Source organism: Streptomyces sp. SM1 (assembly GCF_002910825.1).
In the GTDB taxonomy this organism is placed as follows: domain Bacteria; phylum Actinomycetota; class Actinomycetes; order Streptomycetales; family Streptomycetaceae; genus Streptomyces; species Streptomyces okerensis.
In genome coordinates, this window is the sequence record NZ_NEUB01000754.1 from 1 (window position 1) to 26,181 (window position 26,181).

The 26,181-nt window shown below is 69.7% G+C and carries 22 protein-coding genes and 5 pseudogenes; 18 read left to right on the forward strand and 9 right to left on the reverse strand.

Features of this window, described 5'->3' with window-relative positions; genetic code table 11:
- The 11 genes from B9S61_RS22670 to B9S61_RS22715 all read left to right on the forward strand — a co-directional run.
- On the forward strand, positions 1 to 523 hold a 523-nt coding region (locus tag B9S61_RS22670), incomplete at its 5' end, for a transposase (RefSeq protein ID WP_181007444.1).
- 124 nt (positions 524 to 647) lie between these two features.
- A complete protein-coding gene (locus B9S61_RS22675; protein WP_103543921.1) occupies positions 648 to 1,298 on the forward strand; it encodes a hypothetical protein in 651 nt (216 codons plus the stop codon).
- Between the two features lie 709 nt (positions 1,299 to 2,007).
- A complete protein-coding gene (locus B9S61_RS22680) occupies positions 2,008 to 2,670 on the forward strand; it encodes an urease subunit gamma (RefSeq protein WP_103543922.1) in 663 nt (220 codons plus the stop codon).
- Positions 2,654 to 4,492 carry an urease subunit alpha gene (locus B9S61_RS22685; RefSeq protein ID WP_103543923.1) on the forward strand — a complete coding sequence of 613 codons (1,839 nt, stop codon included), beginning with the start codon at positions 2,654 to 2,656 and terminating at the stop codon, positions 4,490 to 4,492. Before B9S61_RS22680 ends, B9S61_RS22685 begins: the two co-directional genes overlap by 17 nt.
- 75 nt (positions 4,493 to 4,567) lie before the next feature.
- On the forward strand, positions 4,568 to 5,242 hold the full coding sequence (locus B9S61_RS22690) for an urease accessory protein UreF (protein WP_103543924.1): 675 nt from the start codon (positions 4,568 to 4,570) through the stop codon (positions 5,240 to 5,242).
- A 35-nt stretch (positions 5,243 to 5,277) separates the two neighbouring features.
- Positions 5,278 to 5,976, forward strand: a complete 699-nt coding sequence (gene ureG, locus B9S61_RS22695) for an urease accessory protein UreG (RefSeq protein WP_103543925.1) — start codon at positions 5,278 to 5,280, stop codon at positions 5,974 to 5,976.
- Positions 5,973 to 6,875, forward strand: a complete 903-nt coding sequence (locus B9S61_RS22700) for an urease accessory protein UreD (protein WP_258039798.1) — start codon at positions 5,973 to 5,975, stop codon at positions 6,873 to 6,875. The genes ureG and B9S61_RS22700 overlap by 4 nt, the downstream gene beginning before the upstream one ends.
- Positions 6,876 to 7,143: 268 nt before the next feature.
- Entirely contained in the window at positions 7,144 to 9,357 is a 2,214-nt protein-coding gene (locus tag B9S61_RS22705) for a DNA-binding transcriptional regulator (protein WP_103543926.1), read from the forward strand.
- A gap of 12 nt (positions 9,358 to 9,369) precedes the next feature.
- Positions 9,370 to 9,927 carry a DNA-binding protein gene (locus B9S61_RS22710; RefSeq protein WP_103543927.1) on the forward strand — a complete coding sequence of 186 codons (558 nt, stop codon included), beginning with the start codon at positions 9,370 to 9,372 and terminating at the stop codon, positions 9,925 to 9,927.
- 648 nt (positions 9,928 to 10,575) lie between these two features.
- Complete coding sequence (locus B9S61_RS43515; protein ID WP_374936237.1) at positions 10,576 to 10,782, forward strand: SRPBCC family protein; 207 nt, start codon at positions 10,576 to 10,578, stop codon at positions 10,780 to 10,782.
- Positions 10,724 to 11,029 (forward strand): hypothetical protein, encoded by a 306-nt coding sequence (locus tag B9S61_RS22715; protein ID WP_374936238.1) that lies wholly within the window; start codon positions 10,724 to 10,726, stop codon positions 11,027 to 11,029. The genes B9S61_RS43515 and B9S61_RS22715 overlap by 59 nt, the downstream gene beginning before the upstream one ends.
- 47 nt (positions 11,030 to 11,076) lie before the next feature.
- On the opposite strand, the gene B9S61_RS41640 is transcribed toward B9S61_RS22715, so the two are convergent.
- Both B9S61_RS41640 and B9S61_RS22725 read right to left on the reverse strand, forming a co-directional pair.
- Complete coding sequence (locus B9S61_RS41640) at positions 11,077 to 11,526, reverse strand: hypothetical protein (protein WP_103543928.1); 450 nt, start codon at positions 11,524 to 11,526, stop codon at positions 11,077 to 11,079.
- Between the two features lie 299 nt (positions 11,527 to 11,825).
- A complete protein-coding gene (locus B9S61_RS22725) occupies positions 11,826 to 12,785 on the reverse strand; it encodes a LysR family transcriptional regulator (protein ID WP_103543937.1) in 960 nt (319 codons plus the stop codon).
- A 102-nt stretch (positions 12,786 to 12,887) separates the two neighbouring features.
- Between B9S61_RS22725 and B9S61_RS22730 the strand changes: the two genes are divergently transcribed.
- Both B9S61_RS22730 and B9S61_RS22735 read left to right on the forward strand, forming a co-directional pair.
- Complete coding sequence (locus B9S61_RS22730) at positions 12,888 to 13,826, forward strand: serine hydrolase (RefSeq protein WP_103543929.1); 939 nt, start codon at positions 12,888 to 12,890, stop codon at positions 13,824 to 13,826.
- Positions 13,827 to 13,978: 152 nt separating this feature from the next.
- The gene (locus B9S61_RS22735; RefSeq protein ID WP_258039799.1) at positions 13,979 to 14,947 is read left to right on the forward strand and encodes an MBL fold metallo-hydrolase; all 969 of its coding nucleotides are present in this window, start codon (positions 13,979 to 13,981) and stop codon (positions 14,945 to 14,947) included.
- An 887-nt stretch (positions 14,948 to 15,834) separates the two neighbouring features.
- Here the strand turns inward: B9S61_RS22735 and B9S61_RS22740 are convergent.
- On the reverse strand, positions 15,835 to 16,542 hold the full coding sequence (locus tag B9S61_RS22740) for a TetR/AcrR family transcriptional regulator (RefSeq protein ID WP_103543931.1): 708 nt from the start codon (positions 16,540 to 16,542) through the stop codon (positions 15,835 to 15,837).
- Positions 16,543 to 16,769: 227 nt separating this feature from the next.
- Between B9S61_RS22740 and B9S61_RS22745 the strand changes: the two are divergent.
- Positions 16,770 to 17,358, forward strand: a pseudogene (locus B9S61_RS22745) (flavodoxin family protein).
- A gap of 79 nt (positions 17,359 to 17,437) precedes the next feature.
- On the opposite strand, the pseudogene B9S61_RS43520 reads toward B9S61_RS22745, so the two are convergent.
- Together B9S61_RS43520 and B9S61_RS42490 are read right to left on the reverse strand one after the other, a co-directional pair.
- Positions 17,438 to 17,497: pseudogene (locus B9S61_RS43520) on the reverse strand (hypothetical protein); the annotation flags it as partial.
- 11 nt (positions 17,498 to 17,508) lie between these two features.
- Complete coding sequence (locus tag B9S61_RS42490) at positions 17,509 to 17,853, reverse strand: hypothetical protein (RefSeq protein WP_103543932.1); 345 nt, start codon at positions 17,851 to 17,853, stop codon at positions 17,509 to 17,511.
- A 151-nt stretch (positions 17,854 to 18,004) separates the two neighbouring features.
- Between B9S61_RS42490 and B9S61_RS22755 the strand changes: the two are divergent.
- Positions 18,005 to 18,800 (forward strand): annotated as a pseudogene (locus B9S61_RS22755) (RNA-guided endonuclease InsQ/TnpB family protein); the annotation flags it as partial.
- Here the strand turns inward: B9S61_RS22755 and B9S61_RS42495 are convergent.
- The 3 genes and pseudogenes from B9S61_RS42495 to B9S61_RS22770 form a co-directional block, all read right to left on the reverse strand.
- A pseudogene (locus B9S61_RS42495) lies at positions 18,798 to 19,018 on the reverse strand (ADP-ribosylglycohydrolase family protein); the annotation flags it as partial. The pseudogenes B9S61_RS22755 and B9S61_RS42495 overlap by 3 nt on opposite strands.
- A 422-nt stretch (positions 19,019 to 19,440) precedes the next feature.
- Positions 19,441 to 20,559, reverse strand: a complete 1,119-nt coding sequence (locus tag B9S61_RS22765) for an acyl-CoA desaturase (RefSeq protein WP_103543933.1) — start codon at positions 20,557 to 20,559, stop codon at positions 19,441 to 19,443.
- A gap of 7 nt (positions 20,560 to 20,566) precedes the next feature.
- Positions 20,567 to 21,622 (reverse strand): ferredoxin reductase, encoded by a 1,056-nt coding sequence (locus B9S61_RS22770; protein ID WP_103543934.1) that lies wholly within the window; start codon positions 21,620 to 21,622, stop codon positions 20,567 to 20,569.
- 86 nt (positions 21,623 to 21,708) lie between these two features.
- Here B9S61_RS22770 and B9S61_RS22775 point away from each other — a divergent pair, with 86 nt between their 5' ends.
- Both B9S61_RS22775 and B9S61_RS22785 read left to right on the forward strand, forming a co-directional pair.
- Positions 21,709 to 22,848, forward strand: a complete 1,140-nt coding sequence (locus B9S61_RS22775; RefSeq protein WP_103543935.1) for a CdaR family transcriptional regulator — start codon at positions 21,709 to 21,711, stop codon at positions 22,846 to 22,848.
- 399 nt (positions 22,849 to 23,247) lie between these two features.
- Positions 23,248 to 23,562, forward strand: a pseudogene (locus tag B9S61_RS22785) (transposase); the annotation flags it as partial.
- Positions 23,563 to 23,588: 26 nt separating this feature from the next.
- On the opposite strand, the gene B9S61_RS22790 reads toward B9S61_RS22785, so the two are convergent.
- Positions 23,589 to 24,866 carry an ISAzo13 family transposase gene (locus B9S61_RS22790; RefSeq protein WP_374936239.1) on the reverse strand — a complete coding sequence of 426 codons (1,278 nt, stop codon included), beginning with the start codon at positions 24,864 to 24,866 and terminating at the stop codon, positions 23,589 to 23,591.
- On the opposite strand from B9S61_RS22790, the gene B9S61_RS22795 reads away from it, so the two are divergent.
- The gene (locus B9S61_RS22795; protein ID WP_258039752.1) at positions 24,867 to 26,168 is read left to right on the forward strand and encodes an IS4 family transposase; all 1,302 of its coding nucleotides are present in this window, start codon (positions 24,867 to 24,869) and stop codon (positions 26,166 to 26,168) included. It begins immediately after the preceding gene.
- Positions 26,169 to 26,181: the final 13 nt, after the last annotated feature.

Sequence of the window (26,181 nt, forward strand, 5' to 3'; positions counted from 1 at the left end):
CTCGGCACAGGCCAAAGCCGCGAGCGGCTTCGACAAGGCCGCCTTCACCGTCGACTGGAAGACCCGCCAGGCCCGCTGCCCCGAAGGACGGACCAGCAGCGGCTGGTATCCCGTCACCCAGCACGGCCGCGACGCCATCGTCGTGGAATTCGCCAAGGCCGACTGCCGCACCTGCCCCTCCCGCGGCAAGTGCACCGCAGCGGCCCGCGGCAACCGCATGCTCACACTGCGGCCGAAGGAACTGCACGAAACCCTCGCCGCCGCCCGCGCCGAGCAGAAGACCGACTCCTTCAAGACCCGGTACAAGCTGCGGGCCGGGGTGGAGGGCACCGTCAACCAGGCCCTGGACGTCACCGGGATCCGCCGGGCCCGCTACCGCGGACTGCCCAAGGTCCGCCTCCAACACGCCTTCTCCGCCACCGCTATCAACATCGTACGACTCGACGCCCACTGGGCCGGGCAGCCCCTGGACCGCTCACGCAGCAGCCACCTCACCCGACTCAGCTACAAACTCGCCAGTTGACACACGAATTGCGCACCAGAGTCGGCCGCGGCACGGTTCACGCCCTGCTCCACGGTGTGGTCGCAGCCGTGATGGGTGCGGACCGCAGGGCAACCGAACGCGCCTGCCCGGCCGCCCGGGTGCGATGGCACTGGAGCCCACGGGCCTCGGACTCGGCCTGCTCCTCGGCGGCAGCGTCCTGGTGGAGGGCCTGCTCTCGGACGTCATGTCGGGCGGCGACGGCCGTCAGTACATCACACCACCACCGGATCCGGCGGCGGCATCTTGGTCTGCCCTGCAGACGGGCGCGGTGTTCGCTGTCTCCTGCGTTCTCGTGCACGGCCTGCGCGCCGTCCCGGTCGACCTGGGGACCTCGGTCGACGGCCGGGCCCTGCTCACCAACGACCGGCGCACACTCCTCACCTGTGTACTGTCCGCGGCCGTCATCGGCGCCATGATCATCGGAATCCAGGGCTGGTGCGCCGTACTGACCGGCTCGACGCGCGTCTGGGGCGCCGAGGCGGCCGGCGGCGCGCTGTGGGCCTTCGCCGTCGGGCTGGTCCCGGCCGTCCTGACCGGGCTGGCCATCGGTATCCGGCAGGCCGCCTGGGGGCGCTACACCATGGCCCGCTGCTACCTCGCTCTGCGCCCGCGACTGCCGTACGACCTCATGGCCTTCCTCGCCGACGCCCGTGAGCGAGGTGTGCTCCGGCAGGTCGGGGCCGTACACCAGTTCCGCCACATCGAGTTGCGGCACCGACTCGCCGCCGCGCACGAGCCGCCGGACGGCCGGTGACACGAAGACGGACCACCGCACCGACGGCGGAACATCGCACAACTGCCGAATTCGTACTCGGACTTGTGGCTGCGCGTTGATCCGAGCCCCGGAATTCCCCGAGACCGTCGAGTCATCGCGAGACGAGATCGCCGTCCAGTCGGTTCCGGTGGCCGACTTGCTGGGATCTGGGGAAGGCCAAGTAGTTGATCGCGCTCGCGGTACTCCTGGCAGCTGATAATCAGGGACTCGAACGCGTGACAACGCGGCGAGAAGTCCCGCACACCACCCGTCTCCCTCGCTCCGTGGCACAGGTTGAGCGGTGGATTCCTGACCCCCGGGGGGAGACACCGGTGACATACGGCCGAGCCCACGGGGTGCGCCGGATCACCCGCTCGAGGCGGGCTGTTCCACGACCGCCAAGACGGTGCCGAACGTGGCCCTGAGCTTGTCGAAGACGGTCCGCGGTTTCGGTTCGCCGTTCGGCGAGGACTCGCCGAAGACCTCCAACCGGCCGGCATTGAGTCCCGCACGCGGGTGTCGCGCCCCCTCACGTGCGCCCTATGACCCCGGTTCACTCCATCCGGGCCGACCAGGGCATTGGGCTGTCCCTTGGTTCCACCTGTCTCCCAGACTCGGTCTGCGACAGATACGACGGGGGCGGCAGCCGGCTTCCCCATCGTCGTGCAGGCCGCGCGGATGAGCGACGAACAAGCAAAGGGGGAACGACGTGCATCTGACTCCGCATGAACAGGAACGCCTGATGATCCACGTGGCGGCCGATGTCGCCCAGCGACGCCGCGAACGCGGTCTGCTGCTGAACTATCCCGAAGTCATGGCGCTGTTGACGGCACATGTCTACGAGGAGGCACGGGCCGGGGCGACGGTCGACGCGGTGATGGAGTCCGGGCGTCATGTGCTGCAGCGCAGCGAGGTCATGGACGGTGTGCCGGAGATGATCGACAACGTTCAGGTCGAGGCGACGTTCCCGGACGGGACGAAGCTGGTGACCATCAGCAAGCCGTTCGACGAGGCGTCCACCAAGGTGGAGGTCCATCCCGGCAAGCCGGAACTGTTGCCGGACGAGGACGAACACCGGGTTGTCTTCAACGACGCCGCGACGCCCGTGCCGCTGGTGGTGCGCAACCCCAAGGACCGTCCGATCCAGGTGGGATCCCACTTCCACTTCGCCGAGGCCAACGGGGGACTGAAATTCCGTCGTGAGGCGGCCCACGGAATGCGGCTGCACATCCCGTCCGGTACCTCCGAACGGTTCGAACCCGGCGACAGGCGCACCGTGATGCTGGTGCCGATCGCCGGCGAGCGGATCGTCCACGGGCTTCAGGCCGACAAGAGCGAAGAGGAGAAGCACCTCGATGCCGGACAAGGCTGAGCAGGACAAACCCTGGGACCCGCTGCTGCGTTCCCGCTACGCCGACCTGTACGGGCCGACCGCCGGTGACCGGGTCCGGCTCGCCGACACCAATCTCGTCCTGCGCATCGACGCGGACTGGTGCGGTGGTCCCGGGCGCAGCGGTGACGAGATGGTTTTCGGCGGCGGCAAGGTGATCCGTGAGTCGATGGGGCAGTCGCACATCCCTCGTGACGATCCCCGCGAACCGGTGGACACCGTGATCACCGGTGCGCTGATCCTGGACCACTGGGGGGTGGTCAAGGCCGATGTCGGGTTGCGTGACGGCCGTATCCGGGCCATCGGCAAGGCGTACAACCCGGAGACCATGACGCCTCCCCACAACGACGACCCGCGCGCGTCGGCCTTCGTCGTAGGGCCCGAGACGGAAGTGATCTCCGGCAAGGGACGCATCCTGACCGCGGGCGGGGTCGACACCCACGTGCACTTCCTCTGCCCGGAACAGGTCCATGAGGCGGTGGCGTCGGGTGTCACGACGCTGATCGGCGGAGGCACCGGCCCGGCCGAGGGCAGCACGGCCACCACCGTCACGCCCGGCAAGTGGCACATCCAGCGGACTTTCGAAGCGCTCGACGCCTTCCCGGTGAACATCGGCCTGCTCGCCAAGGGCAGCACCGTCTCGAAGAAGGCGCTGTACGACCAGGTCGCGGCCGGCGCCCTCGGCTTCAAGATCCACGAGGACTGGGGTGCCACCCCGGCAGTCATCGACGCCGCGCTGACCGTGTGCGAGGAGACCGGCGTCCAGGTCGCGCTGCACGCCGACTCGCTGAACGAGTCCGGTTTCGTACAGAGCACCTTCGCCGCCACCAAGGAGGACCGCAGGGCCAAGAAGGCCAAGTACCGCAGCCTGCACATCTTCCACATCGAAGGAGCCGGCGGCGGCCATGCCCCCGACATGATCAGCCTCGCCGGCAAACCGAACGTGCTGCCCGCGTCGACGAACCCCACCCGGCCCTTCACGGTGAACACCGTCAAGGAGCACGTCGACATGATGATCGTGTGCCATCACCTCAATCCGGAGGTCGACGCGGACATGGCGTTCGCCGATTCCCGGATCCGGCCCTCCACCATGGCCGCCGAAGACCTGCTGCACGACATGGGTGCCATCTCGATGATGTCCTCCGACGCCCAGGCCATGGGCCGCATCGGTGAGATGATCATGCGGACCTGGCAGACGGCGCACGTCATGAAGTCCCGTTACGGCCACCTGCGCGAGGACGACGCGCACGCGGACAACTTCCGTGCCCGCCGCTACGTCGCCAAGTACACGATCAACCCCGCCATCACGCACGGCATCGACCACGAGGTCGGTTCCGTCGAAACCGGCAAACTCGCCGATCTGGTGCTGTGGGAACCGAAGTTCTTCGGCGTCAAGCCGCACATGGTCATCAAGGGCGGCCAGATCTCCTACGCTCAGATCGGCGACGCCAACGCCTCCATCCCCACCCCTCAGCCCTACCTGCCGCGCCCCGTCTGGGGCTTTCAGGGCCGCGCACCGGCGGCGAACTCCCTCAACTTCGTGGCCGAAGCCGCCCTCGACGGCGAACTCGCCGAAACCGGGCTGCTCAAGCCCTTGCGTGCGATCCTCTCGACCCGGCAGGTCACCAAGGCCGACATGATCCACAACAACGGTGTCCCGAAGATCGACATCGACCCGGACACCTTCGACGTCACCATCGGCGGCGCCACCACGTCCGACGTCCGTACCACGGTCGACGGACAGGAGGTCGGGCGCACCTACGCCACCGAACTGCCTCTGGCACAGCGCTACTTCCTGTTCTGACCCCTCGGCCGGGTCGTGGCCCACCCGTGCGGCCATCTCCGGCACCCCTCGCTCGAAAGGCGGTCCCGCGACTCCATGAGCCGCACTGCACTGCTCGTCCTGGCCGACGGCCGCTTCCCCGCCGGTGGGCACGCCCATTCCGGCGGTATGGAGGCCGCCGTCGCCTCCGGCCGGGTCCGCGACACCGCGAGCCTGGAGGCGTTCTGCCGGGGACGGCTGCACACTGCCGGCCTGGTCGCGGCCGGCCTCGCCGCAGCCGCCGCCGACGGATACGACGCCCTCCTGCTGGACGAGGCCGCGGACACCCGTACCCCCGTACCGGCGTTGCGCCGCGTCGCACGCCGGTTGGGCCGGCAGCTGATGCGCGCGGCCCGGGCCACCTGGCCCAGTGCCGACCTCGACCACCTCGCCCATCACCGGCCCGAGGGCGCCCACCAGCCGGTCGTGCTCGGCGTCACCGCCCGCGCCGCCGGACTCACACCGCTCGACGCCGCCCAGGCCGCCGCCTACGAGAGCGTCGGCGGCCCGGCGGCCGCCGCGGTGCGTCTGCTGAGCCTGGATCCGTTCGACGCCACCGCCGCCCTGGCACGGCTCGCCCACGAACTCGACACCGTCGCCGACACCGCGGCCAACGCCGCGCGGCGCGCGGCTGCGGAGGGAGTCGCCGCCCTGCCCGCCGCCTCCGCCCCGCTGCTGGACATCACCGGTGAACAGCACGCCGCCTGGACCGTCCGGCTCTTCGCCTCCTGACCAGACCAGACCTGACTGTTGCCTGGAGCCTCCCTGTGCATCTCGACCACCCCGTGACCATGCCGCACCGCCACACCCACAGCGCCGAACCGCTGCTCACCGACGGCAGCCGCCGAGCCCTGCGCATCGGCTTCGGCGGGCCCGTCGGCTCGGGCAAGACCGCGACCGTGGCCGCGCTGTGCCGCGCCCTGCGCGACCGGCTCTCCATCGCCGTGGTCACCAACGACATCTACACCCAGGAAGACGCCGCCTTCCTCCGCCGCGAGGCCGTCCTGCCACCGGAGCGGATCACCGCCGTGGAAACCGGAGCCTGCCCGCACACCGCCATCCGCGACGACATCTCCGCCAACCTCGAAGCGGTCGAGCACCTTGAACAGACCCTGCACCCGCTCGACCTGATCTTCATCGAGTCCGGCGGAGACAACCTCACCGCCACCTTCTCCCGCGGACTCGTCGACACCCAGGTCTTCGTCATCGACGTGGCCAGCGGCGACGACATCCCCCGCAAGGGCGGCCCCGGCATCACCACCGCCGACCTCCTCGTCGTCAACAAGACCGACCTGGCCCCCTACGTCGGCGCCGACCTGGACACCATGAGAGCCGATACCCGCACACAGCGCGGGGACAGGCCGTACGCCTTCACCAGCCTCACCGCACCCGACGGTGTCCAACCCATCGCCGACTGGGTCACCCACAGCCTCGCAGCCTGGCATGCCGCCGGATCCACCCGATGAACGTCACCACCGCGCACCCGCCGACCGAGAACCCGGCGCCGGCCGGCGAACCTCTCGAAGCCGACGGCGGGCCCCACGGCCGGCGCCCCGCCGGACCTACCCCGGCCCACCCGTCGGGAGTCGTCGCCACCGCCCGGATCCGGGCCACCCACAACGGCCGCACCACCACGGTCCCACTCCTGCACAACGACGGCCCCTTCCACCTGCGCCGGCTCCGCGCCCACGGAGAACAGGCGCGCGTCCGCGTACTCGGCGCCATGAGCGCGCCACTCGGCGGAGACCGGCTCGCCCTCGACATCACCGTCGAGACACACGCCCGGCTGGAAGTGACCAGCGCAGCCGCCACCATCGCCCTGCGCGGCCCCACCACCGTCCCGGCCACCTACGACGTACGGGTCAGGGTGGGCGATCACGCGACCCTGCACTGGCTGCCCGAGCCCTTGATCAGTACCCAGGGCAGCACCCTGCACCAGACACTCGCCATCGACCTCGCTCCGACCTCCCACCTGCTCATGCGGGAAGAACAACTCCTCGGCCGCTCGGGCGAACCGCCGGGCCACCTCACCACCCGCCTGACCGTCCACCGCGGCGGACGGCCGCTCCTCGACCAGCACACCGCCTACGGCGACCCCGCACCGGCATGGGACGGCCCCGCCGTCCTCGGAACCCACCGCGCCACCGGACAACTCCTCCTGGTCGACCCGGAGCTCGACACCCCCCGGGAACCGCGTGTCATCTGCGACGACCCCGCACAGGGACACGCCGCCCTGACCCCCCTCGCCGACCCCCGGGCCCTCATCGCCACCGCGGTGGCCCCGACCCCCGCCCGCCTGCGCCACCTCCTGGACACCGCCCTCACCTACGCCTACGAGACGCCGACATCCCAGGGTCTATCATGATTTAGGTGTTTTTAGGCCTTTTGGCCTAGTGGTTTTTTGTTGGGCTGGTTGGCCTATACCCGTCCGGCGGTAAGGCGGCCGTCGAAGAGCTGGTCGAACCCCGACCCGCACCGAGCGCCGGATCATCAAGGTCCGCCTCCTGCGCCGGTGGGGCCCCGCCCGTATCGCACACCTCGGGTGGCCGCGACGCATGACGTGCGCGATATGTGCCTGACATGTGCGCCATCCGTACGGTCCATCGGTAAGGTGTCGGTTCAGGAGGTAAACCTTGTTCGACGCGGTCGACGCGCTGGTCGCGTCGCGCTCCCCGCTGCCGCCGGCGGAGGAGCGCAAGCGGCTGCGCCAGGCTCACGGGCTGACACTGGACGAAGTGGCCGCCGTGCTGAAGGTGCGCCGGGCGACGGTGTCCGGCTGGGAGTCGGTCAAGAAGTCGGTCGAGCCGCGCGGCCCCGAACGAGAAGCCTACGCGCGGCTGCTGAACAAGCTCGCGGAACTCTACCCCGTGCCCGCCGCCCCGGACCCGGCGGCGCCGGCCATGTTCACCGGCCGGTCCGACCTGGCGGAGGCACGGACACTGCCCACCGAGACGCCCCCGGCCGCCGCAGCCACGGCTGAACACGAGACCACCCGGACCGCCCCGGCTTCCGCCGCTGCTGAGCAGGCCGCACCGCACCCGGCTCGTCCTACCAGGAGCACGTCGACGTCCCACCGCACAGGCGCGCGGAAGACAGTCCCGGCCGGAGCCCCGGCGGGCGCCACCGACCCGGGCTTCGAGAACGGACCCCTCGCCGTCGTCGACGGCCAGGTGCTGGCGTACTGCACCGGCGGCCTGGTCCTGGACGTGCCCTCCAGGTCCATCCCGGCCCTGGTGGACTGGACCCTCAACGAGGCGAAACTCGGCCAGCCGAAACTGTCCGGCCCCGGCAAGGACGCCGACCCGCTGCTCGTACTCACCGAAGCAGCGCTGAAGCGCTACGGCCTGCCGACCGCACTCACCCACGAGGAGCGGATCGCCGGGCGGATCCCGGAAGACCACAAGGTCATCAGGCAACTGCACCGCGCCGACTGGAAACTGACCAAGCGCGGCCTCGGCCCGTGGGCCCGGATCTACCGCCCGGCACAGGGCTCGGAGCGCAACTGCGTCCAGCTGTGCGTCCCGTCCTGGCACGCACTCGATGCCCGCCACTGGGGCCACGCCGCACAGCTCCCGCCGGCGGAACTCACCCGGGTCCTGGGCGTCTACGCGTCAAGGGTGATGACGCCGCGCGGATCGACCGCCGTGACCGGCCTGGAACTGATGACCGCGCTGCACCCGCCGACGCGGGCCTCCGAGCCGGACGCCGACGGCAAGCGGCACTCCGAGCACGACCCGGGCTCGCTCGGCAAGGACCCGGTGGACTGCGCACCGTGCGAGGCCCCGGACGGGCACCCACTCCTCAAGGACCTGCCGCGCTTCCACGTCCGCGGCCCGGCGGAGAAGCTGTTCGAGGAGGCCTACGACTGGGCGCGGCCGATGACGGATGCCGAATGCACCCTGCGGCACCTGGTCGGCATCGACGTGAACATGGCCTTCGCTGCCGGCGCGAACGGCCTGCCCGTCGGCCTCGGCGCACCCACTCACGTCGAACAGCCCGTCTTCGACCCGAAGCTGCCCGGATCGTGGCTGGTGGACCTCTCCCACGTCGACCTGTCCCGGGTGAAGATCGGCAAGGACAAGTGGGCGGACCTGGAGGCGAGTCTGCTGCCCAGCCCGTTCACGCCGAAGGGCGAGCGCCCTGAAGGGCTGGCCTGGTACGCGACGCCCACCGTCGCGTACGCGGTGGAACTGGGTTACGAGGTACGTCCGCTGGAGGCGTACGTCCGGTACGACAACGGCCGTTACCTGGACGGCTGGTACCAGCGGCTGCGCGACGCCTACCTCGCCACGATGGCCGACCTCGGTGTCTACACCGATATGGCGCCGGCCGACTTCCTCGCCGCGATGGACGGCTACAGGGAACGCGACCCCGAACTGGCGGCGGTCGCCTCCGCGATCAAGGAGACCGTCAAGGGCGGCCTGGGCAAACTGCGCGAACGCCCCCGCGGCGACGGATGGCGGCCCGGGCAGCCGTGGCACGCGCTGTCCCGCCCGACGTGGCGGCCCGACATCCGGGCGGCGGTCATCTCCCGTACCCGCATCAACCTGCACCGCAAGATCGTCAAGCATGCGGCATTCACCGGCCAGTACCCGGTCGCCGTCCTGTCCGACTGCGTCGTCTACGCAGCGGGCGGGCCCTCGCCATTGGACTTGCTGCCCTACCGGGCCGGTAAGCCGCTGCCCGGCGGCTTCAAGCTCGGCATCAACCCCGGCCTGGTCAAACACGAAGGCACCCAGAGTGTGCTGTGGGGCGAAGGGGTCCGCGAACGGTTCAACGCCCCCGGACTCAACCTCGCCCGCTACATCAAGGACGGCACCGTGACCGACCTCGACAACGGAGAGTAGGACAAGACCACGATGAGCCTGTTCGGGGACGGCCACGACGCCGCGGTACGGAAATCCTTCACCCGCCCGGCACCCAAGAGCGCGCCCGCGCAGATGCGCTACCTGGTCAGGCAGCTCAAAGGCACCAAGGCGGTCGCCCAGATGCTGCGCATCTCCCAGCGCACCGTCGAGCGGTACGTGAAGAACCAGATCAAGAAGCCCCGCCCGGACCTCGCCGCACGCCTGGAGCGCGAAGTGAACAAGCGGTGGCAGCCGCAGATCCGGGCCAGAGCCCGGCGCAAGGCAGCCACCACCGACGGCATCGTCATCGACACCCGCGCCCGCCTCGGCTACACCGCGCCGATCGGCTCCACGGACGAGGACCGTCTCCGGCATCTGGCCGTCGCGCTCCCGCCCCAGTACGCCGCCCGCCTCTTCGAGGCCCAGCAGGCTGGCGCCGGTGACCAGCAGCTCCAGCAGATCGCAGCGGAAGGACTCAGAGAGGTGTACTTCCAGGACGGCGGCCACCGTGCCGGAAGCCTGGAGGAGGTCCGGTTCACGGACATCGAGCACCTGGAGTTCGACCTGTAGGAGCCGCGTCGCCGCGAGCCCCCAGGCCGCGCCGGTTGTGACTGAGGGCTCAAGCGGTCGCAGGTGTGGAGGGGACGCGGGTGTCCGGCTATCGGGGCCCTGGATCCGGGCGGTGCGGGTGTGACCGGCCATCACGCGGCGCGAACTCTCCCGGGTGACGGTCACCTGGAGGACGGTGTCCGTCGTGAAGGAGTCGCCCGGGGTCTTGATGCCCTCGGTGTCCCCGACGGCGGCTTCCATGTACACAGTGCGGCACTCCGGCGCGATGGGTCGTCTGCACCGTGCTGTGGTGCCCGGACGCCGCCGGCCCGAGGATTCCGCGGCGGATGTGTCCGGCTGCGGGGTTGGGTCAAGAACCGACGTGGCCTGACGCTGAGCTGACGGGAGTGCCGGTGCGGGGTGAGAGACGACTCACGAGCGGGGACGATCCGCACAGACACGTGCAGGAGAAGGTGCCGGCCGACGTCTGCCGCAGCTCGTGACGTGATGGCGGCCGTGGACGAGAGCGTCGCCCGGACGGCCCCGCCTCCCGGCGTGTTCCCCCGGGTGCCGCCGAAGCACCGGTTAGGGTCGACGGGCATGCCGGAGACGGCGAACCATCCTGTACCTCCGTCCCCGTCGCCCCGCCGTTCTGAGGGAGCGTTCAGCTTGGCCCGGAACCGCCGTCTGATCCTGAGTACCCCGTCCGAGGTCTGGAGCCTGCTGTCCGACGGACACCGCTACGGCGAGTGGATGACCGGCACCCAGCAGATTCTCGCCGTCGACCCGCACTGGCCCCAGGTGGGCGCCCGGCTGCGTGTCCGGGTCGGTGCCGGCCCAGGTCCTCGAGGACACCTGCGTCGTCCGCATCTGTGAACCCGAGCGCCGCCTGGAACTGGAGGCGAAGGCCGAACCGTTCGGCGCGGCCCGCATCGCGATGAAGCTGGTGCCCTGGGGGGACGCCACGCTCTTCGTTCTCGACTGGCATGCCTTGCGGGGACCCGGCATCCGGATGCACGGACTGCCCGCGGACTACCTCGTCGAGGTCCGCAACGGCATGATGCTGACCAAGCTGGCCCGGATCGCGGTCCAGGAGCACGACCGCGCGCTTCAGCGGGGTTGAGGGCGGAGTTGCTCCGCCCGGTCGCGCCGACAGGAACTCCGGCCGCGTCATGGCCCGGGACCCGACCACCCGACACTCCCACACCGGCCGGCCCGCGCCGCGGGGCCGGCGGCCCCGGACTGCGCAGCGGCTGCCGCCTTCAGCAGGGTCCAGCCGTCGATCTCCACCACGCGTCGCCCCTCCGGCTGCCACCCACGGGTCGACGCCGCGTCGAGCAGGGCCCGGACGGAACCGGGTTCGTGCAGGTTCAGAGAGGCGCCACGGATGTATCCCACGTCTCCGGAGCCCAGGGGAGCCCCGCCCGGGACGTACCGGCCCGGGCCCTCGGTGAAGACGATGCGCAGTGGGCCGCCGACACTGGCTGGCTGCGGGTACAGGGTGAGGGTCTCGCGACATGACCTGCCGCTGTCCGCCACGCTGTGGCTGTGACGCAGCGTCCACAGATACGCGCGCCCGTCGGCAATCAGCCGACGAGGCTTCTTCGGATGACGGGGCACAAGCTCGAGGATACGTGACCCTGAACAGCCTCTGTGGGCCCACACTTTGACAAGACGGCAGGACGGTCGTCGAACGTGGGTGAGACCGGTCCCGGCACCGACAGGAACCAGCTGGAAGAAGCGGGCCCAGGCGCGCACACGGACACCAACCGCTCCCAGAGCGTCGCGGCATCCAGCCGCCTGCCTACGGCTTCCCGCCATGGCCCTGCTCGCCCGTGAGCGGACCGCGGCTCTGCCCGGTTGCTTCCCTGCCCAGGGCACAGAGGACCAGGACGAAGCGTGCAGATGGTGAGTGGTGTTCAGCCGTACACCACCGACCACGGACGCGGAGTGTCGCCGGGTGGGTGGGCAATGCCGTTGCCCCGCGCGGCGGCGGTGTGCTGGCGGGCCAGGACCTCGGCGGCGAGTTCCGCGAAGCGGCAGGCAGCCGGGTGGGTTCCGCGACCGGTGGGCCAGGCGCCACTGATGCGGACGGTGAGAGGGCAGCCCGCCAGGGGTGACCAGGCGACACGGGGCTCTTTACGGGCCGCCGGTCCCCGGTCGAAGGCGACTCCGTGTCCTGCCGTCACGAGGGCGAGCAGGAACTCGAAGTTGGAGGCGTGGCGGACGCGGCCTGGCACGAAGCCCTCGGCGCGGCACAGGTCGAGGATGCGGTCGTGCCAGCCGGGTGCGTGTGCGCGGGGGAAGAGAATCAGGTCGTGGCCGGAGAGGTCGCTGAGCATCACTTCCGGTAGCCGGGCCAGGGGTGATGTGCGGGGGAGCACGACGCCCAGGTCCAGTGAGACGCCGGGGCCGAGCCGTAGTTCGGTGGCGTCCACGGGGTGGTGCACGAGTCCGACGTCCAGGCCGCCGGAGGCCAGCAGCCGCAGTTGCTCCGCGGTGGTGACCTCCTGCAGGTCGACGGAGAGCTCCGGAGCGTGTTCCGCGCAGGCGGAGAGCAGGGCCGACAGCACGGCGGCCGTGGTGTCGGGCGGCACGCCCGCGCGCAGGGTGCCGAGGGCGCCGTCGGCGGCGCGCCGGGCCAGGGTACGCAACTTCGTTTCCCGGGCGAGGATTTCTTGGGTCTCGTCCAGCAGCGCTGCTCCGGCGGCGCTGAGCCGGACGCCGCGCTGAGAGCGGTCGAACAGTTCGGCTCCGAGTTCCTTCTCCAGCCGGCGGATTGCCTGGCTGAGCGGCGGCTGGGCCATGCCCAGCCGCTCAGCGGCCCGGCTGAAGTGCAGCTCGTCGGCTACGGTGACGAAAAGACGCAGGTGGCGCAAGAGATCCACGATCAGGATCATATGCGGAAGCCGCCGTGCGGGGGACGGTCCGATCGGTCGGCCCGGCCGATGACGGGGAACGTCGATGTCCGAGGACGAGTGATGAGCACGCGAACAGCGACCGAAGATCGGGTCCTGCGGGTTTTCGCCGAGGCCGGCGCGAGGGGGCAGCTACATGTCGTTCCCGTCCGTGCGTGCACGCCGGCCGCCGGGGAGCCCGACGGTGAGCTGGACGTCCGCGAAGTCGCGGTGGGGGCCGATGACGCCGTCGTCATCGCCTCCATCTTCAAGATACTGCTGGTGCTGGAGTTCGCCCGGCAGGCCGTGGCCGGCCAGCTGGATCCGACGGAACGGGTGCGGGTGACCTCGGCCGACCGGCTCGGCGGCTGGGGCACCGCCGGCTGCCTGGACGACGTCGAGCTGTCGTTGCGCGATCTGGCCTACTTCGCGATGTCGGTCAGTGACAACTCCGCTGCCGATCTGCTGCTGGACCGTGTCGGCCTGGACACCGTGAGACTGCTCGCGAAGGAACTCGGCCTGCACCGGACGTGCCTTGTGGGCGGCCCGAGGGACCTGCTGGTGGCGATGCTCGCGGAGGTCGGGGCGCGGGACGAGAGGGAGTTCGCCGTACGCTATCCGGCCCTGCCCGACGAGAGGAAGCGCCGACTGGCGGTGCTGGACCCCCGCCACACCACGTCCAGTACGCCCCGGGAGATCACCCGGCTGCTCCGACTCATCTGGACCGATGCCGCCGGGCCGCCGGAAGCCTGCGCGCTCGTGCGCGATCTGATGAGCAAGCAGGTCTTCCGTCACCGGCTGGTGTCGGGCTTCCCGGACGGCGTCGCGGTCGCGGCCAAGACCGGCACGCTGCCCGGGCTGCACATGGAGGCGGGCGTCGCCCGCTACCCGGATGGCGAGTGCTATGCGATCGCCGTGTTCGCGCGCACGCATGATCTGACAATCTCCCGTGTCACGGTGGACGCTGCGATCGGCCGGGCCGCCGGAATCGCGGCAGCTTTCCTTCGCGGCGACGGCCGCTGACCGGCGCACATATGCGTTCGCGTATCGCGGGTACCGGGCTTCCGTCTTGGACAAGCCACTTCATCCGTTGATCTGCTGACGCCATGACCCAGGACGTACATGCCTCGAGCAGCTCAGATGTTCCCTCCGGCCGCCGGCTCGGCCGCCGTACGATGCTGCGGGGCGCCGCACTCGGTGCGGCATCCCCGCTGATCCTGGCCACGACAGCCACGACAGCCGCGGCGTCCGCGACCACCGGCCGCGACCGGGGTGGTGCCCGGGCCGCCCGCGCCGTGTCGTTCCGCTGGCTCGGCACCGCTGGCTGGCGCATCGACGTGGCCGGCCGCACCGTGCTCTTCGACCCTTACCTCACCCGTTTCCGCACGGGCCTGTTCGACGACGGCCTCGACCCGCAGACCGAGCTGACCACGGATCCCGCCCTCGTGGACCCGCACATCGGCCGTCCCGAGCTGGTGCTGGTGAGCCACTCCCACTGGGACCACCTCGGTGACGTGCCGTACATCGCCAAGACCACCGGCGCCCGCGTCATCGGCACCGAGACCACGTACCACCTGCTCACCGCCCTCGGAGTCGACCCGAAGCAGATCTCCGTGGTGAAGGGCGGCGAGGTACTGCACATCGGCACTATCACCGTCGAGGTCGTCCCCAGCCTGCACAGCCGTAACAAGAACTGCGCGTACTTCGCCCCGGGCACGCTGAACGCCCCGCCCACGACGGTTCCCAGCACCATCGCGGACCTGCCCGAGGGCGACACCCTGGCCTTCCGGGTGACGGCCGGGGAGCGCGGCCCGTCGGCATTCCTCATGGGGGCCAGCGACTTCGACGAACGGGCGGTGCGGGGCCTGCGCCCCGACCTCGCGATGGTCGCCGTGCCCACCACCACTACCACCACCCATCACTACGTGCCCCGACTGCTGAACGCGCTGGACACCCCCGGTGTCGTCGTCCCTGTCCACTGGGACAACTTCGAGCTGCCGCTGAGCGGTTCCCCGGTCCGCGATCCGGCGATGAACCTCGACGCCTTCCTCGCCCAGGTCGCGAAGGCCTCTCCGGCCACTCGGACAGTCGTCCCGGACTACCACACCGTGTACAACGGCGACATGCGGCCCACGGCCCAGTAGACGAGACCCTGCCCCTGCCGCGCCGGCCCCGAGCCCGCGGCCCGGCAGGGCAGTCCGATCCCCTCACGTGTCGCCCTCCCGGCCATCGGTGACCGGACGAGTCGCCTGGACCGGCGGGCCCCTTGACCCACCGACTGGGTACCGGCCAGGTGCGGGGGACACCCACCGGTGGCGCCGACCTCACACCCGGCATGGGCGGCGCAAGCACCTCGCCGCGTGGTCGCCGCAGCGCCTTCAGGAGAGAGTGACTTCACGGGCGGAGAAGTCGTGCACCAGGGCCGGCTCAGAGCCAATGGGGATGGGCGCGTGCAAGGTCACCGGCCCTCCGGCTTCTCGTAGTACGCGACGGCCGCACCGCTCGCCCGGAGCCCGGAGCCCGGCGGCCTGCATCCGGCTCTACAACTCCTCGTAGAGCGAGGTGATCACCGGTGATGAGTTGCGGCTCGAAACTCTCCATAACGGCCGTCAGCTCTGCCACATGCATCACCGGGATCCGTTTGCTACCACGTCGTCAGGCGATATCCGTCCCTCACTGCCGATCACTGCCGATCACGGCGAAGCCTCGCCTCGACCAGAGCCGTCCGCGTCGCGTCGGCAGCCACGGCCGTCTCCAGCTCGGCGCAACCGCGGCACGGTGATCTGCGACGTTCTGTAGCGGACGGAGAGGCAGGTGGCCTACCGGCGGGCGCGGCCATGGTCAGGGTCACGGACACTGAGTCAGTATTTTTTGAACCCTGGCCGTGAGGCGCGTACGGCTGGGTGATCTGGCTCGTGGCGAATGGCGGCCAGTTGCTGGAGCAGTCTTGCAGTCGGCCCCTGCGATTGAACGCCCTCCGCGCGGTCGGGGTAACCGACTGCGCTGACCGCCTGCGGAGCAGACGGCCGGTTCAGCCTGCCAGCTGCTGCAGCCATTCGCGTAGCAGAGCCGCCTCCGTGTCTCGCAGAGGTACTCCGGTGGTGAGCGCGGTTTCCAGCGCAGCATCGAGGGCGAGTGCGCGCGAGGCCAGGTCCGACCCGGACGAGGCGGGCGGGTCCGTGGTGATCGAGGCGATGACGGTGTCCCGCAGCCGTGCCGAAGTGGTCAGGTCCCGCTCCGCGGGCTCTTCGCCGATCAGCGCCAGCGTGGCACCGGTCGTCGCCGCGTGGATGACGCGGGTCGCCTGCGCCGCTGGAACCCGAAGGCGCCCGGCCTCGGCCGCCCGGCCCAGCAGTGTCACCAGCAGGGCGTGCGCCTCGTCCGCGGCCGGGGGCCGCCGCCCGGGCTGCACAGTGCCGTACATGAGCATATAGAACGCCGGGTGCCGCACCCCGAAGTCGACGTGCAGGTCCCAGCCGCGGTAGAGGTCGGCCACCGGGTCGTCGGGCGTCAGCGCCAGCGCTTCGCGTTTCTCGGCCAGGTACATCTCGAACCCGTAGGCGGCCAGCTCGGCCAGGAGCCCGTCCTTGTCGTCGAACATCCGGTACAGCGCGGGGGCCGTGATGCCCGCGGCTGCGGCGACAGCGCGCGTGGAGACCGCCTCACTGCCGCCCTCTTCCAAAAGCTTGGCGGCCACCTGCAGCACCTGGCGCCGGGCGGCGCGTCGTCCCTCGTTCATGGAACAATGATATCTCATTTTTCGTATCGCTGCCTTATCGATGCTACTGTTCTAGCCGGAACATCGATCCATTCTGATGGTGGTCGGCGCCGGCCCGCGACACCTGCCCGGCCTGGGCCGTCGGCCCTCACTCGTGGAGCCGTGCGGCCGACCGCCGCAGCGGGCGGCTCGTCGTCCGCCGGTGCCATGACCGAACACGCCGCCGTCGCGGCAGGAAAGGAACACCCATGTCCGATATCTCGATCGTCATCGCGTCACATTCCGGCTACGGCCACACCGTGCAGATCGCCGTGGCCGTGGCCGACGGCGCGCGCTCCCTCGCCGGGACGCACGTCCACCGCCTGGACGTCGCCTCCCTCAGTGACGCCGACTGGGAACTGATGGACGCCGCGGACGCCATCATCTTCGGCACCCCCACCTACATGGGCACCGCCTCCGGGGCGTTCCACGTCTTCGCCGAGGCCAGCAGCAAGCGGTGGATGACCCGCGCCTGGAGCGACAAGCTCGCGGCGGGATTCACCAACTCCGGCTCCATGAGCGGCGACAAGCTGCACACCCTGCAGTACCTGGCGCTCCTGGCGGCCCAGCACGGAATGCTCTGGGTGAGCCTTGACCTTCTGCCGGGCTGGAACACCACCACCTCCAGCCCTCAGGACGACAACCGCCTCGGCTTCTATCTCGGCGCCGGCGCGCAGAGCTTCAATGACACCCCCCGCGGTCCACGACGCAGACCTGAACACCGCCCGCCACCTCGGCCGGCGCGTCGCCGAGCACACGCGCATCCACCGCGCCGGCCTGACCGCCGCAGCCCACTGACACCACGGTCCGGCAAAGGGCACAGATCACGGACGGCCTCGACCTTCTCCGCCACCGTCACGGGCGTCGCCGTCGCCCACCCCGCCGCCCGCCTCGCCGCCTCCCCGTTCCACTCACTGCGGCGCGTCTGCTCGTTCACCGGCGGTTGGATCAGTTCGTACGCATCGGGCGCCGACGCCAGATGCTGTGCACTTCGAAGGAGACGCCCTCCTGCAGCTGGTCCTTCGACCACCGCGCGGCCACCCACCGATACGTGCGCACCGCGTGGAAGGACAGCCCTATCGCCTCGGCGAAGAGGCGTAACGAGCCCTCCACCCCCAGCCCCTCGCCCTCCCCGAGGGCCACGTTCCCGCCGTGTGTACGCAGCGGGGCGATCTCCAGAGCGGCTTCCTTCAATGCGAACTGGCAACCCGTCACCACCTCGACCAGCTGCAATGACTGGTCCACCAAGACGTTGAAGCGGTCGCGCAGCACGCTTCCGATCGTCTGGGCCACGGCACTCACTCCCGGACGGGCCGAAGGGCCGATGCCTTACCGACCGGGGAAGCTCCGGCCCGCACGGACAGCAGAGTCCGACGCACTTCACCATGGTCATCAGGACTGACCGAAAGACTCCCGGGCGCACACCAACGCACCAACCAGCTTCCAGTGCGTCGGCCATGTCAAGGTCAACCAGCACCGCGCGGTGACCGGGCACGTCAAGACCGTGTCGGTCAGGCGTGAGGGCCGAAAGTGGTTCGTCGTGCTGACCCTGAGCAGGACCGGCCCGAACCGCTGCCCGTGATCGGTTCCGCGGTCGGCATCGATCTGGGTATTGCGAACTTCCTCGCCGACTCGAACGGCGATTTCGTGCCAATCCCGCGTCATGGCCGCCATGCGGCTGCGAAACTGGAGACGGCGCAGCAGGCCCTGTCCCGGTTCCCCCGGTGTAAGTCGAGGGACCGAACCGCCAACCATCAGCGCGCGGTGGAAAAGGTCGCCCAGTTGCATGGCAAGGTGCGGCGCCAGCGGCTCGACCACGCGCACAAGACCGCGCTCGGCCTGGTCCGCGCACACGATTTCATCGCGCACGAAGACCTCAGGATCCGCGACACATGAGCAGGCCCCCGCACCGAAACCCGACCCTGACCGGCCGGGCACCCTCCTGCCCAACGGGGCCGCCACGAAGGCCGGGCTCAACAGGTCGAAACGATGCCGGATCGGGGGTGTTCCTGACGATCCGGCACGCCAAGGCTGAAAGCGCCGGACGGGAAGTGATCGCCGTGGCCCCCCGCAACACCTCCCGCACCTGCCCCGCATGCGGGCACACAGCGAAGGAGAACCGGCCCACACAGGAAAGGTTCCACTGCGTCGCGTGTGGCCACCACGCGCACGCCGACACAGTGGGAGCCACCAAGGTTCTACGGGCCGGGCTGGTCCGTCGCGACGCCAACCCGGCGTAACGAGAAGCCCCCGGCTTCAGCCGGGGGAGGAGTCACCTGCGTGTCGTCGGTCGCCTCGCCGGGATCCTGGCCACCGCCACGGACATCTCGCCACCGGCACCAGGGGCGGGAAACCGCGCGGAGAACGCTCCCTGGCGACCGAACTCGAAAGGGCCACCCAGTGCGTCACCCACCGCCGAGCCGACGATCACGCCGGCGGTCCGCTGCATCCGCTTCATCGGCGCAGACTATCTGTGCCGCGCAGACGACCGCAGGTCCTGTCGTCCCCCGTCCCACTTCGGCTCGCCCGCCCCTGGCGGCGGCGCAGGGTCGGAAAGACAGCGGGGCGGCGAACAACGGTTCCGGCAGTGTCCGCGCGACAACCCATGCCTCCCCCCCCCAAGCCTCCCTGTCGGCAAACCGAGTGTGCTCGAGCCGCCGACTACCGGCCCGACCACGGCACGTCAGAGGGCACGTGGCCCCTCACCGAGGGCTCTGTGCCGAGCCGGCGCACGTCCGGGTCCCAGCGCAGCCGACCGCCGGCTCCCCTGGATCCCGTGCTCTGCGGTCTGACATCGCGGTCGCCCACCGTCCGCAACGAATACCACCGAATCCGGCGGTGCCGCCGGTACGGCCGAGCGATCTGAACCGCTACCGGGAATCAGGCGGCGACGAGCTCCTGCTCGCGGTCCGGCGTTTTGACCGTGGGCTTCTTGTTCGGCAGCGAGAGCCGGAAGACCTTGTGCCACGCGGAGAACACCTGCTTGGGCAGCGGGCCGGTGACGTATTCCAGCTCGTACTTCTCGAACAGGGCGCGCACCTTCACCGCGACCTCGGCGTACCGGTTGCTCGGCAGGTCCGGGAACAGGTGGTGCTCGATCTGGTGCGACAGGTTGCCGGTCATGAAGTGCATGGCCTTGCTGCCGCTGATGTTCGCGGAGCCCATCATCTGACGGAGGTACCACTGGCCGCGCGTCTCGCCCTTGATCGATCGGCGTTCGAAGACCTTCACGCCCTCGGGGAAGTGACCGCACATGATCACCGAGTGGGTCCAGACGTTGCGGACCACGTTCGCGGTGAACGTGGCGGCCAGCGTGGGCAGGAACGACGGGCCCGACAGCAGCGGGTGGATCACGTAGTCCTTGAGCACCTGCTTGCGGATCTTGCGGCCCACGGCCCTGGCCCGCGCGCGGAACTCCGGGTTCTTGCGGCGGCGCTTGTGCAGGTTCTTGCCGAGCTCCAGGTCGTACGCCGCGATGCCGTACTCGAAGAAGCAGGCGTTGATGAAGTTCCACAGCGGCTGGCCGAGGTGGAACGGGTGCCACTTCTGGTCCTCGTCGACGCGCATGATGCCGTAGCCGAGGTCGTTGTCCTTACCGATCACGTTGGTGTACGTGTGGTGCAGCTCGTTGTGCGAGTGCTTCCACTGCTCGGACGGCGAGACGTGATCCCACTCCCAGGTGGTGGAGTGAATTTTCGGGTCCCGCATCCAGTCCCACTGGCCGTGCAGGATGTTGTGGCCGATCTCCATGTTGTCCATGATCTTCGCCACGGACAGCCCGGCGGTGCCGAGCACCCACGCGGGCGGGAAGATCGAGAACAGCAACACGCCCCTGCTGACCAGCTCGAGCTTGCGCTGCGCCGAGATGACCTTCCGGATGTAGGCGGCGTCCTTCTCGCCGCGGTCGGCGATCACCTCGTCGCGGATGGCGTCGAGCTCGCGGCCCAGTTCCTCGATCTGCTCCGCGGTCAGGTGGGCGGTGGGGTCGATGGCGGTCAAAGTGCTCCTACCGTTCGATGTCGCAGGGGCCCGCCGCGGCGGACACGCAGGTCTGGATGAGGACGCCCGGCTCGGCCTCGGTGATCTCGCCGGTGCGCAGGTCACGGACGGCGCCCGCCTTGAGCGGCGTGACGCAGCCGAAGCAGATGCCCATGCGGCACCCGGAGGGCATGAGCACGCCGGCCTCCTCGCCGATGTCCAGCAACGGCGTGGCACCGTCCGCGCCGACGGTCTTGCCGGTGACGCTGAACGTGACCTCGCCGCCGTCGCCGGCGACGACGATGCTGGGGCGGAAGCGTTCGGTGTGCAGGCGTTCCGGGAGGCCGTGTCCGGTCCAGTGTTCTTCGGCGGCGTCGAGCAGACCTGAGGGCCCGCAGACCCAGGTCTCGCGCTCGGTCCAGTCGGGCACGAGTTCGTCGAGACGGGCGATGTCGAGCATGCCGTTCGTGTCGGTGTGCACCTCGGTGAGCCGCAGCTTCTTGTCCGCGACCAGGCCGTGCAGTTCGTCGCGGAAGATCACGTCCTGCGGCTGTGGCGCGCAGTGGACCATGACGACGTCGTCGAACTCGGTGTCGCGCAGCATGCCCATCACGGGCGTGATGCCGCTGCCGGCCGTCAGGTAGAGCACCTTGGCGGGCTTGACCCGCGGCAGCACGAAGTCACCGGTCGCCTGGTCGAGCTGGATCAGCGTGCCCGGCTTCGTCCTGCGGACCAGGTGGCTGCTGACCTTGCCGTCCGGGATCGCCTTCACGGTGATCGTGATGCGGCCGTCCCGGCGGTCTGTCGGCGAGGTGATGGAGTAGGCACGCCACAGGCGCACCCCGTCGACGTCGACCCCGATCCGCACGTACTGACCGGCTGTGTGGCCGCGCCAGCCCCGCCCCGGCCTGATCACGACAGTCGCGGCGTCACGCGTCTCGGGACGCACGGCCTCGATGCGCCCACGCAGGTCGGCGCCCGTACGCAGCGGGCTGACCAGGTCGAGGTAGTCCGACGGCAGCAGTGGCGTCGTGACCATCTCCAACATTTTCCACGCCCTGCTGCGGAGGGCTGCACTCGTCATGACTCCAGCTTGCTGGGCCACAAGGCGTAAAGTCCTGACCGCAAGACGTAAATCTGGTCGGCTAGATTGTTCGCAGGGAACGAAACGTGAGCCATGCAATCCGGAGGGCCAGCGAACTGGCCCTGGACGAGACGACGGTCACCGCACTTCGGGCCGCGCTGAAGACCACCGCCGACGAGATCGTCCAGGCGATCATCGACGAGGTCCCTTCCTACGCCAACGCCCTTTCGGGCCGCATGGGCGGCACCATCCGCCGAGCCGTCCGCACCGCCCTGGGGCACTACCTGGACCTGGCGAGCGGCAAGGCCACGGGCGGCGACGCCGGTGACGCGGCCTACGAGCTGGGCCGCGGTGAGGTGCGCGACGGCCGTTCGATGGACGCGCTGCTCAGCGCGTACCGGGTCGGCGCCCGCGTGGCCTGGCGATGCCTGGCCGCGGGTGCCGTACCCGCAGGTCTGCCCGCCGGCGAGGTCGCCAAGTTCGCCGAACTGACCTTCGCCTACATCGACGAGCTCTCCGCCGCGAGCGCCGCGGGCCACGCCGACGAACTGGCCGCCCGGGGCAGGGCCCACGAGCGCCACCTGGAACACCTGGCCCGCGACCTCCTCGCCGACGCGAACCCGGACGCGCTGCTGGCCTCTGCCCAACGGGCCGGATGGCTGCCTCCTGTCTCGCTGACCGCCGTCCTGCTGCCCGCCGCCCAGGCCCGGCCTGCCTACCGCGCGCTCGACCCGAGCACCCTCGTCCTCGACGATCTGCCGGATGCCACCGGTGTGCTGCTCGTTCCCGATGCAGACCGGTCACGTCTCCTGCGACAGCTGACCGACCGCACCGCCGTGGTCGGCCCGGCCCGGCCATGGACTCGTGCGTCCGCCTCGTACGCGAGAGCCGTACGCGCCCGCTCCCTTTCCGCCGGTATCCGCGACACCGAGGAGCACCTGCCGGAGCTGGTGCTGAGTGCCGACATGGACGCCTTCACGGACCTGCGCGCCCGAGCCCTCGCACCGTTGCGGACCTTGCCTGTCGCAACCGCACGGCGGCTGGAGGAGACCTTGCGGGCGTGGCTGCTGCACCAGGGCAGGCGGGAGGAGGCGGCGGCGGAGTTGTTCGTCCATCCCCAGACAGTCCGGTACCGGATGTCACAGCTGCGGGAGCTGTTTCCGGACCTCTCCTCGCCGCACCGGGTCCTTGAGCTGACGCTGGCGCTCGGTCTCCGGGCCGGCTGACACGTACTTCGACCGCCCACGACCGCGTCCGCGAGCGGTCCGGGGAATCCGGCCTGCGTCTCGGTGCCGCTAACACCCATCGAGCTCGTGCACGGTAGGCGGTGAGGCGTCGAGCTTGGGCTTGTTGATCATGGTCTTGTGGTGGGGGAACGCGTCATGGGGCGCGATCATCAGCGACCGGAGGATCACGGGCCTGTCAGCCGACGTGATCGCTGAACTCCTCGCAGAGTTCGGCCGTTGTGGCACGACCGGCACCAGGCCTTTGCGTCCCGGCCGCGGAAGCGGGCTGTGGGCGCGGGTGTGAAGCACCGGTTGGTGTTCGTCGACCGGCTCCCGGGCCTTTCCCTCTGGGCGTGGACACCTTGGACACTGGACCTTGAGGGTCCAGGGATGTCACGCATGGTGATGAAGGTGTATTCGGCGGAGTTCAGGGCGGACGCTGTCGCGCTGTACCTGTCGGACCCGAAGAACACGTTCGAGGGCGTGGGCAAGGACCTGGGGATCAGCCGGGAGACGCTGCGCAACTGGGTGCGGACCGAGCGGGGCCGCAGGGGCCACGCGGCGGGCACCAGCGGCTCGCCGCGGGCGGCACGGACTGCCGAGGTAACCTCCGACGATGTGCTGAAAGAAGAGAACAAGCAGCTCAGGGCCCGGGTCAGGGAGCTGGAAGCCGAACGGGAGATCCTGCGGAGGGCCGCGAAGTATTTCGCCGGCGAGACCAACTGGTGAGGACCCGTAATTTAGCTACTGCTTGAGTTGATCTCGTCATGGTGCTCGATCAGGCGCATCAAGGCTTCGAGCGTGCGGGGAGGGTGGGGCCTGTGGAAGACGAGGACTCTGGCGAGCTCGGGTCCGGCGAAGGCCAGCATCGGTTTGGACCTCCCTGCGTGGTAGCTCAGCACGTTGCGCTTGCGGCCCATCAGTTCGGCCGCGAGAGTCAAGGTGACGGTGTTGTGGCTGCGCAGCACGGCGACCAGGACACGGTGACGGTGATCGAGGGTGCCGAAACCAGGGTTACGGCCGCGACTGTCCCTGTCTGCGCTCTGGCGTTCGGCTTCGGTCAGGAGCAGTTGGCACGGTTCGAGCTGGAGGACGAGCTGCTCGAAGTGTTCTCGGGTCATGCCAGTGAGTGCGGGGTGGGTGAGGAGGAAGGTGGCGCCGGCCGGGATCGGAGGGCCCGAATCGGCCCGTGAATCTTCCGGAGGCTGCTGGCCGGGGTCCTGCGGGGCGATGGTGTAGTTCCACTCACCATGGAACTCATCGCGTTCGACGCGTCGCTCGGCGCTCTGGCGTTCGGCTCGGGTGAGCACGCGCCCCGTGGGGTATGCGTTCTCGTCCAGCACGGCCTGGACGGTCAGTCCGGTGCTGGTGCGGGTGGCCGAGATGGTCTCCAGCAGTACCTCGTAGCTGGTCAGCGGCTGCCCGCGCAGGCTGTGGGTGATCCGGGAGAACAGACGATGTTCCACCTTGTTCCATTTTGAGGTACCTGGTGGGAAGTGCATGACGGTGATACTCAGCCCGGACTCGTCGGCGAAGTCGGCCAGGCCCATTTTGAACAGGCGGGAGTCCGCCGAGTTGGCCCCTCCGGCATCGGCGGTGACGAGCAAGCGATCGGTGCTGGGATGATCGAGGCGTCCTTGGACCTTCCACCAGCGGCGCAGGGACTCCACCGCGAAGGCAGCGGTGTTGCGGTCGGTGCCCACATTCACCCAGCCGCTATCGCGGCCCAGGTCGTAGATGCCGTATGGAATGGCGAACGGGGTGTCGGGGCGGAAGAAGTCGTGATCCGGAGCGGTGATCGGCTGCCCTTTGGGGCAAGGCCATGAAGTTATGGGTCGGGTTCGTGGCTGCAGGTGGGGTCTGATCTGGAGGAACGCCGGACGCGAGAAGCGGAGCCCCGGTAGAACTGGCTGGTCCGCCAAGACAAGCCGTTCACAGCACCGGAGGCTCCGCTGTCGGGTCAGTGTGTCATCAGCCGCGAGATCGCGGTAGCCGACGGTCTTTTCGCTCCGGGTCACTTGGGTGAGCTGACGCAGATCGTCCCGTTCGAGATGGCCGACGCCGCCCTGGCCGAGTGCGGGGCCGTCCAGCAGCGGTTGCGGAAACTCCCTGCCCGGGTGGTCGTTTACCTCCTCCTGGCTGCTGCTCTGTTCGAGGAGTGCGGCTATCCGGCCGTGTGGGCCAGGATGACCTCCGCACTGCGCTCCCTGCCTGTCCCGAAGATCACCGCGACGGCACTGTGGCACGCCCGCGCCAGGCTCGGCGTTCGCCCCATGCGGGCCCTGTTCGACCTGCTGCGCGGCCCGGCGAGCGCGATCCGCACCACCGGGGCCCGCTGGGCGGGACTGCTGGTCGTCGCCGTCGACGGCACGTACCTCGATGTCCCCGACGGTCCCGCCACCCGAGCCCACCTGGGCAAAGGCTCCAACCAGTACGCCACCTCGGGCTATCCGCAGATCTGCCTGGTCACCCTGGTCGCCTGCGGCACCCGGGCAGTGATCGACGCCGTCTTCGGCCCGCGCACCAGCGGCGAGACCACCCACGGCAAGCGCCTGGCCCGCTCCCTGCACGAGGGCATGATCGTCCTGCTGGACCGCGGCCTGTCCTCCAACGCCTTCCTGACCACGGTCGCGGACACCGGCGCCGCGTTCCTCGCCCGGCTGTCCGCCACCCGCAAGCCACCGGTCCTGCACCGCTTCGACGACGGCTCGTTCCTGTCCCGGATCGGCACGCTGGAGGTCCGCATCATCGAATGCGAGATCACCATCGCCACCACCGCCGGCCGCACCACCGGCGTCTACCGCCTGGCCACCACCCTGCTCGACCACCACCGCCACCCGGCATTCGAGCTGGTCAAGCAGTATCACGAGCGGTGGGAAGCGGAATCCGCCTTCTTCGCGATCAAGAAGTCCATGCTCGGACGCCGGGTCCTGCGCGCCCGGACCATGGCCGGCATCGCCCAGGAGGTCTACGCCCTGCTGACCGCCTACCAGCTGATCCGGATCGCCATCGCCGACGCCACCGCGACCCTCCCCGACGCGGACCCCGACCGGGCCAGCTCCAGCATCGCCCTCCAAACCGCCCGCGACCAGGTCATCCAGGCCGCAGGCGTGATCGCCGACACCGCCGTCGACCTCGTCGGAACCATCGGCCGCGCCGTCCTGAACCAGCCGATGACAGCACGCCGACTCCGCGTCAGTCCCCGCGCCGTCAAGCGACCACTGTCCCGATACGCGTACAAGAGCCTGCGCATGGACCGACGCACCTACAAGGCCACCATCAGCATCGACATCCTGTTGACAGGGCCCATCAGCCCATAACTTCATGGCCTTG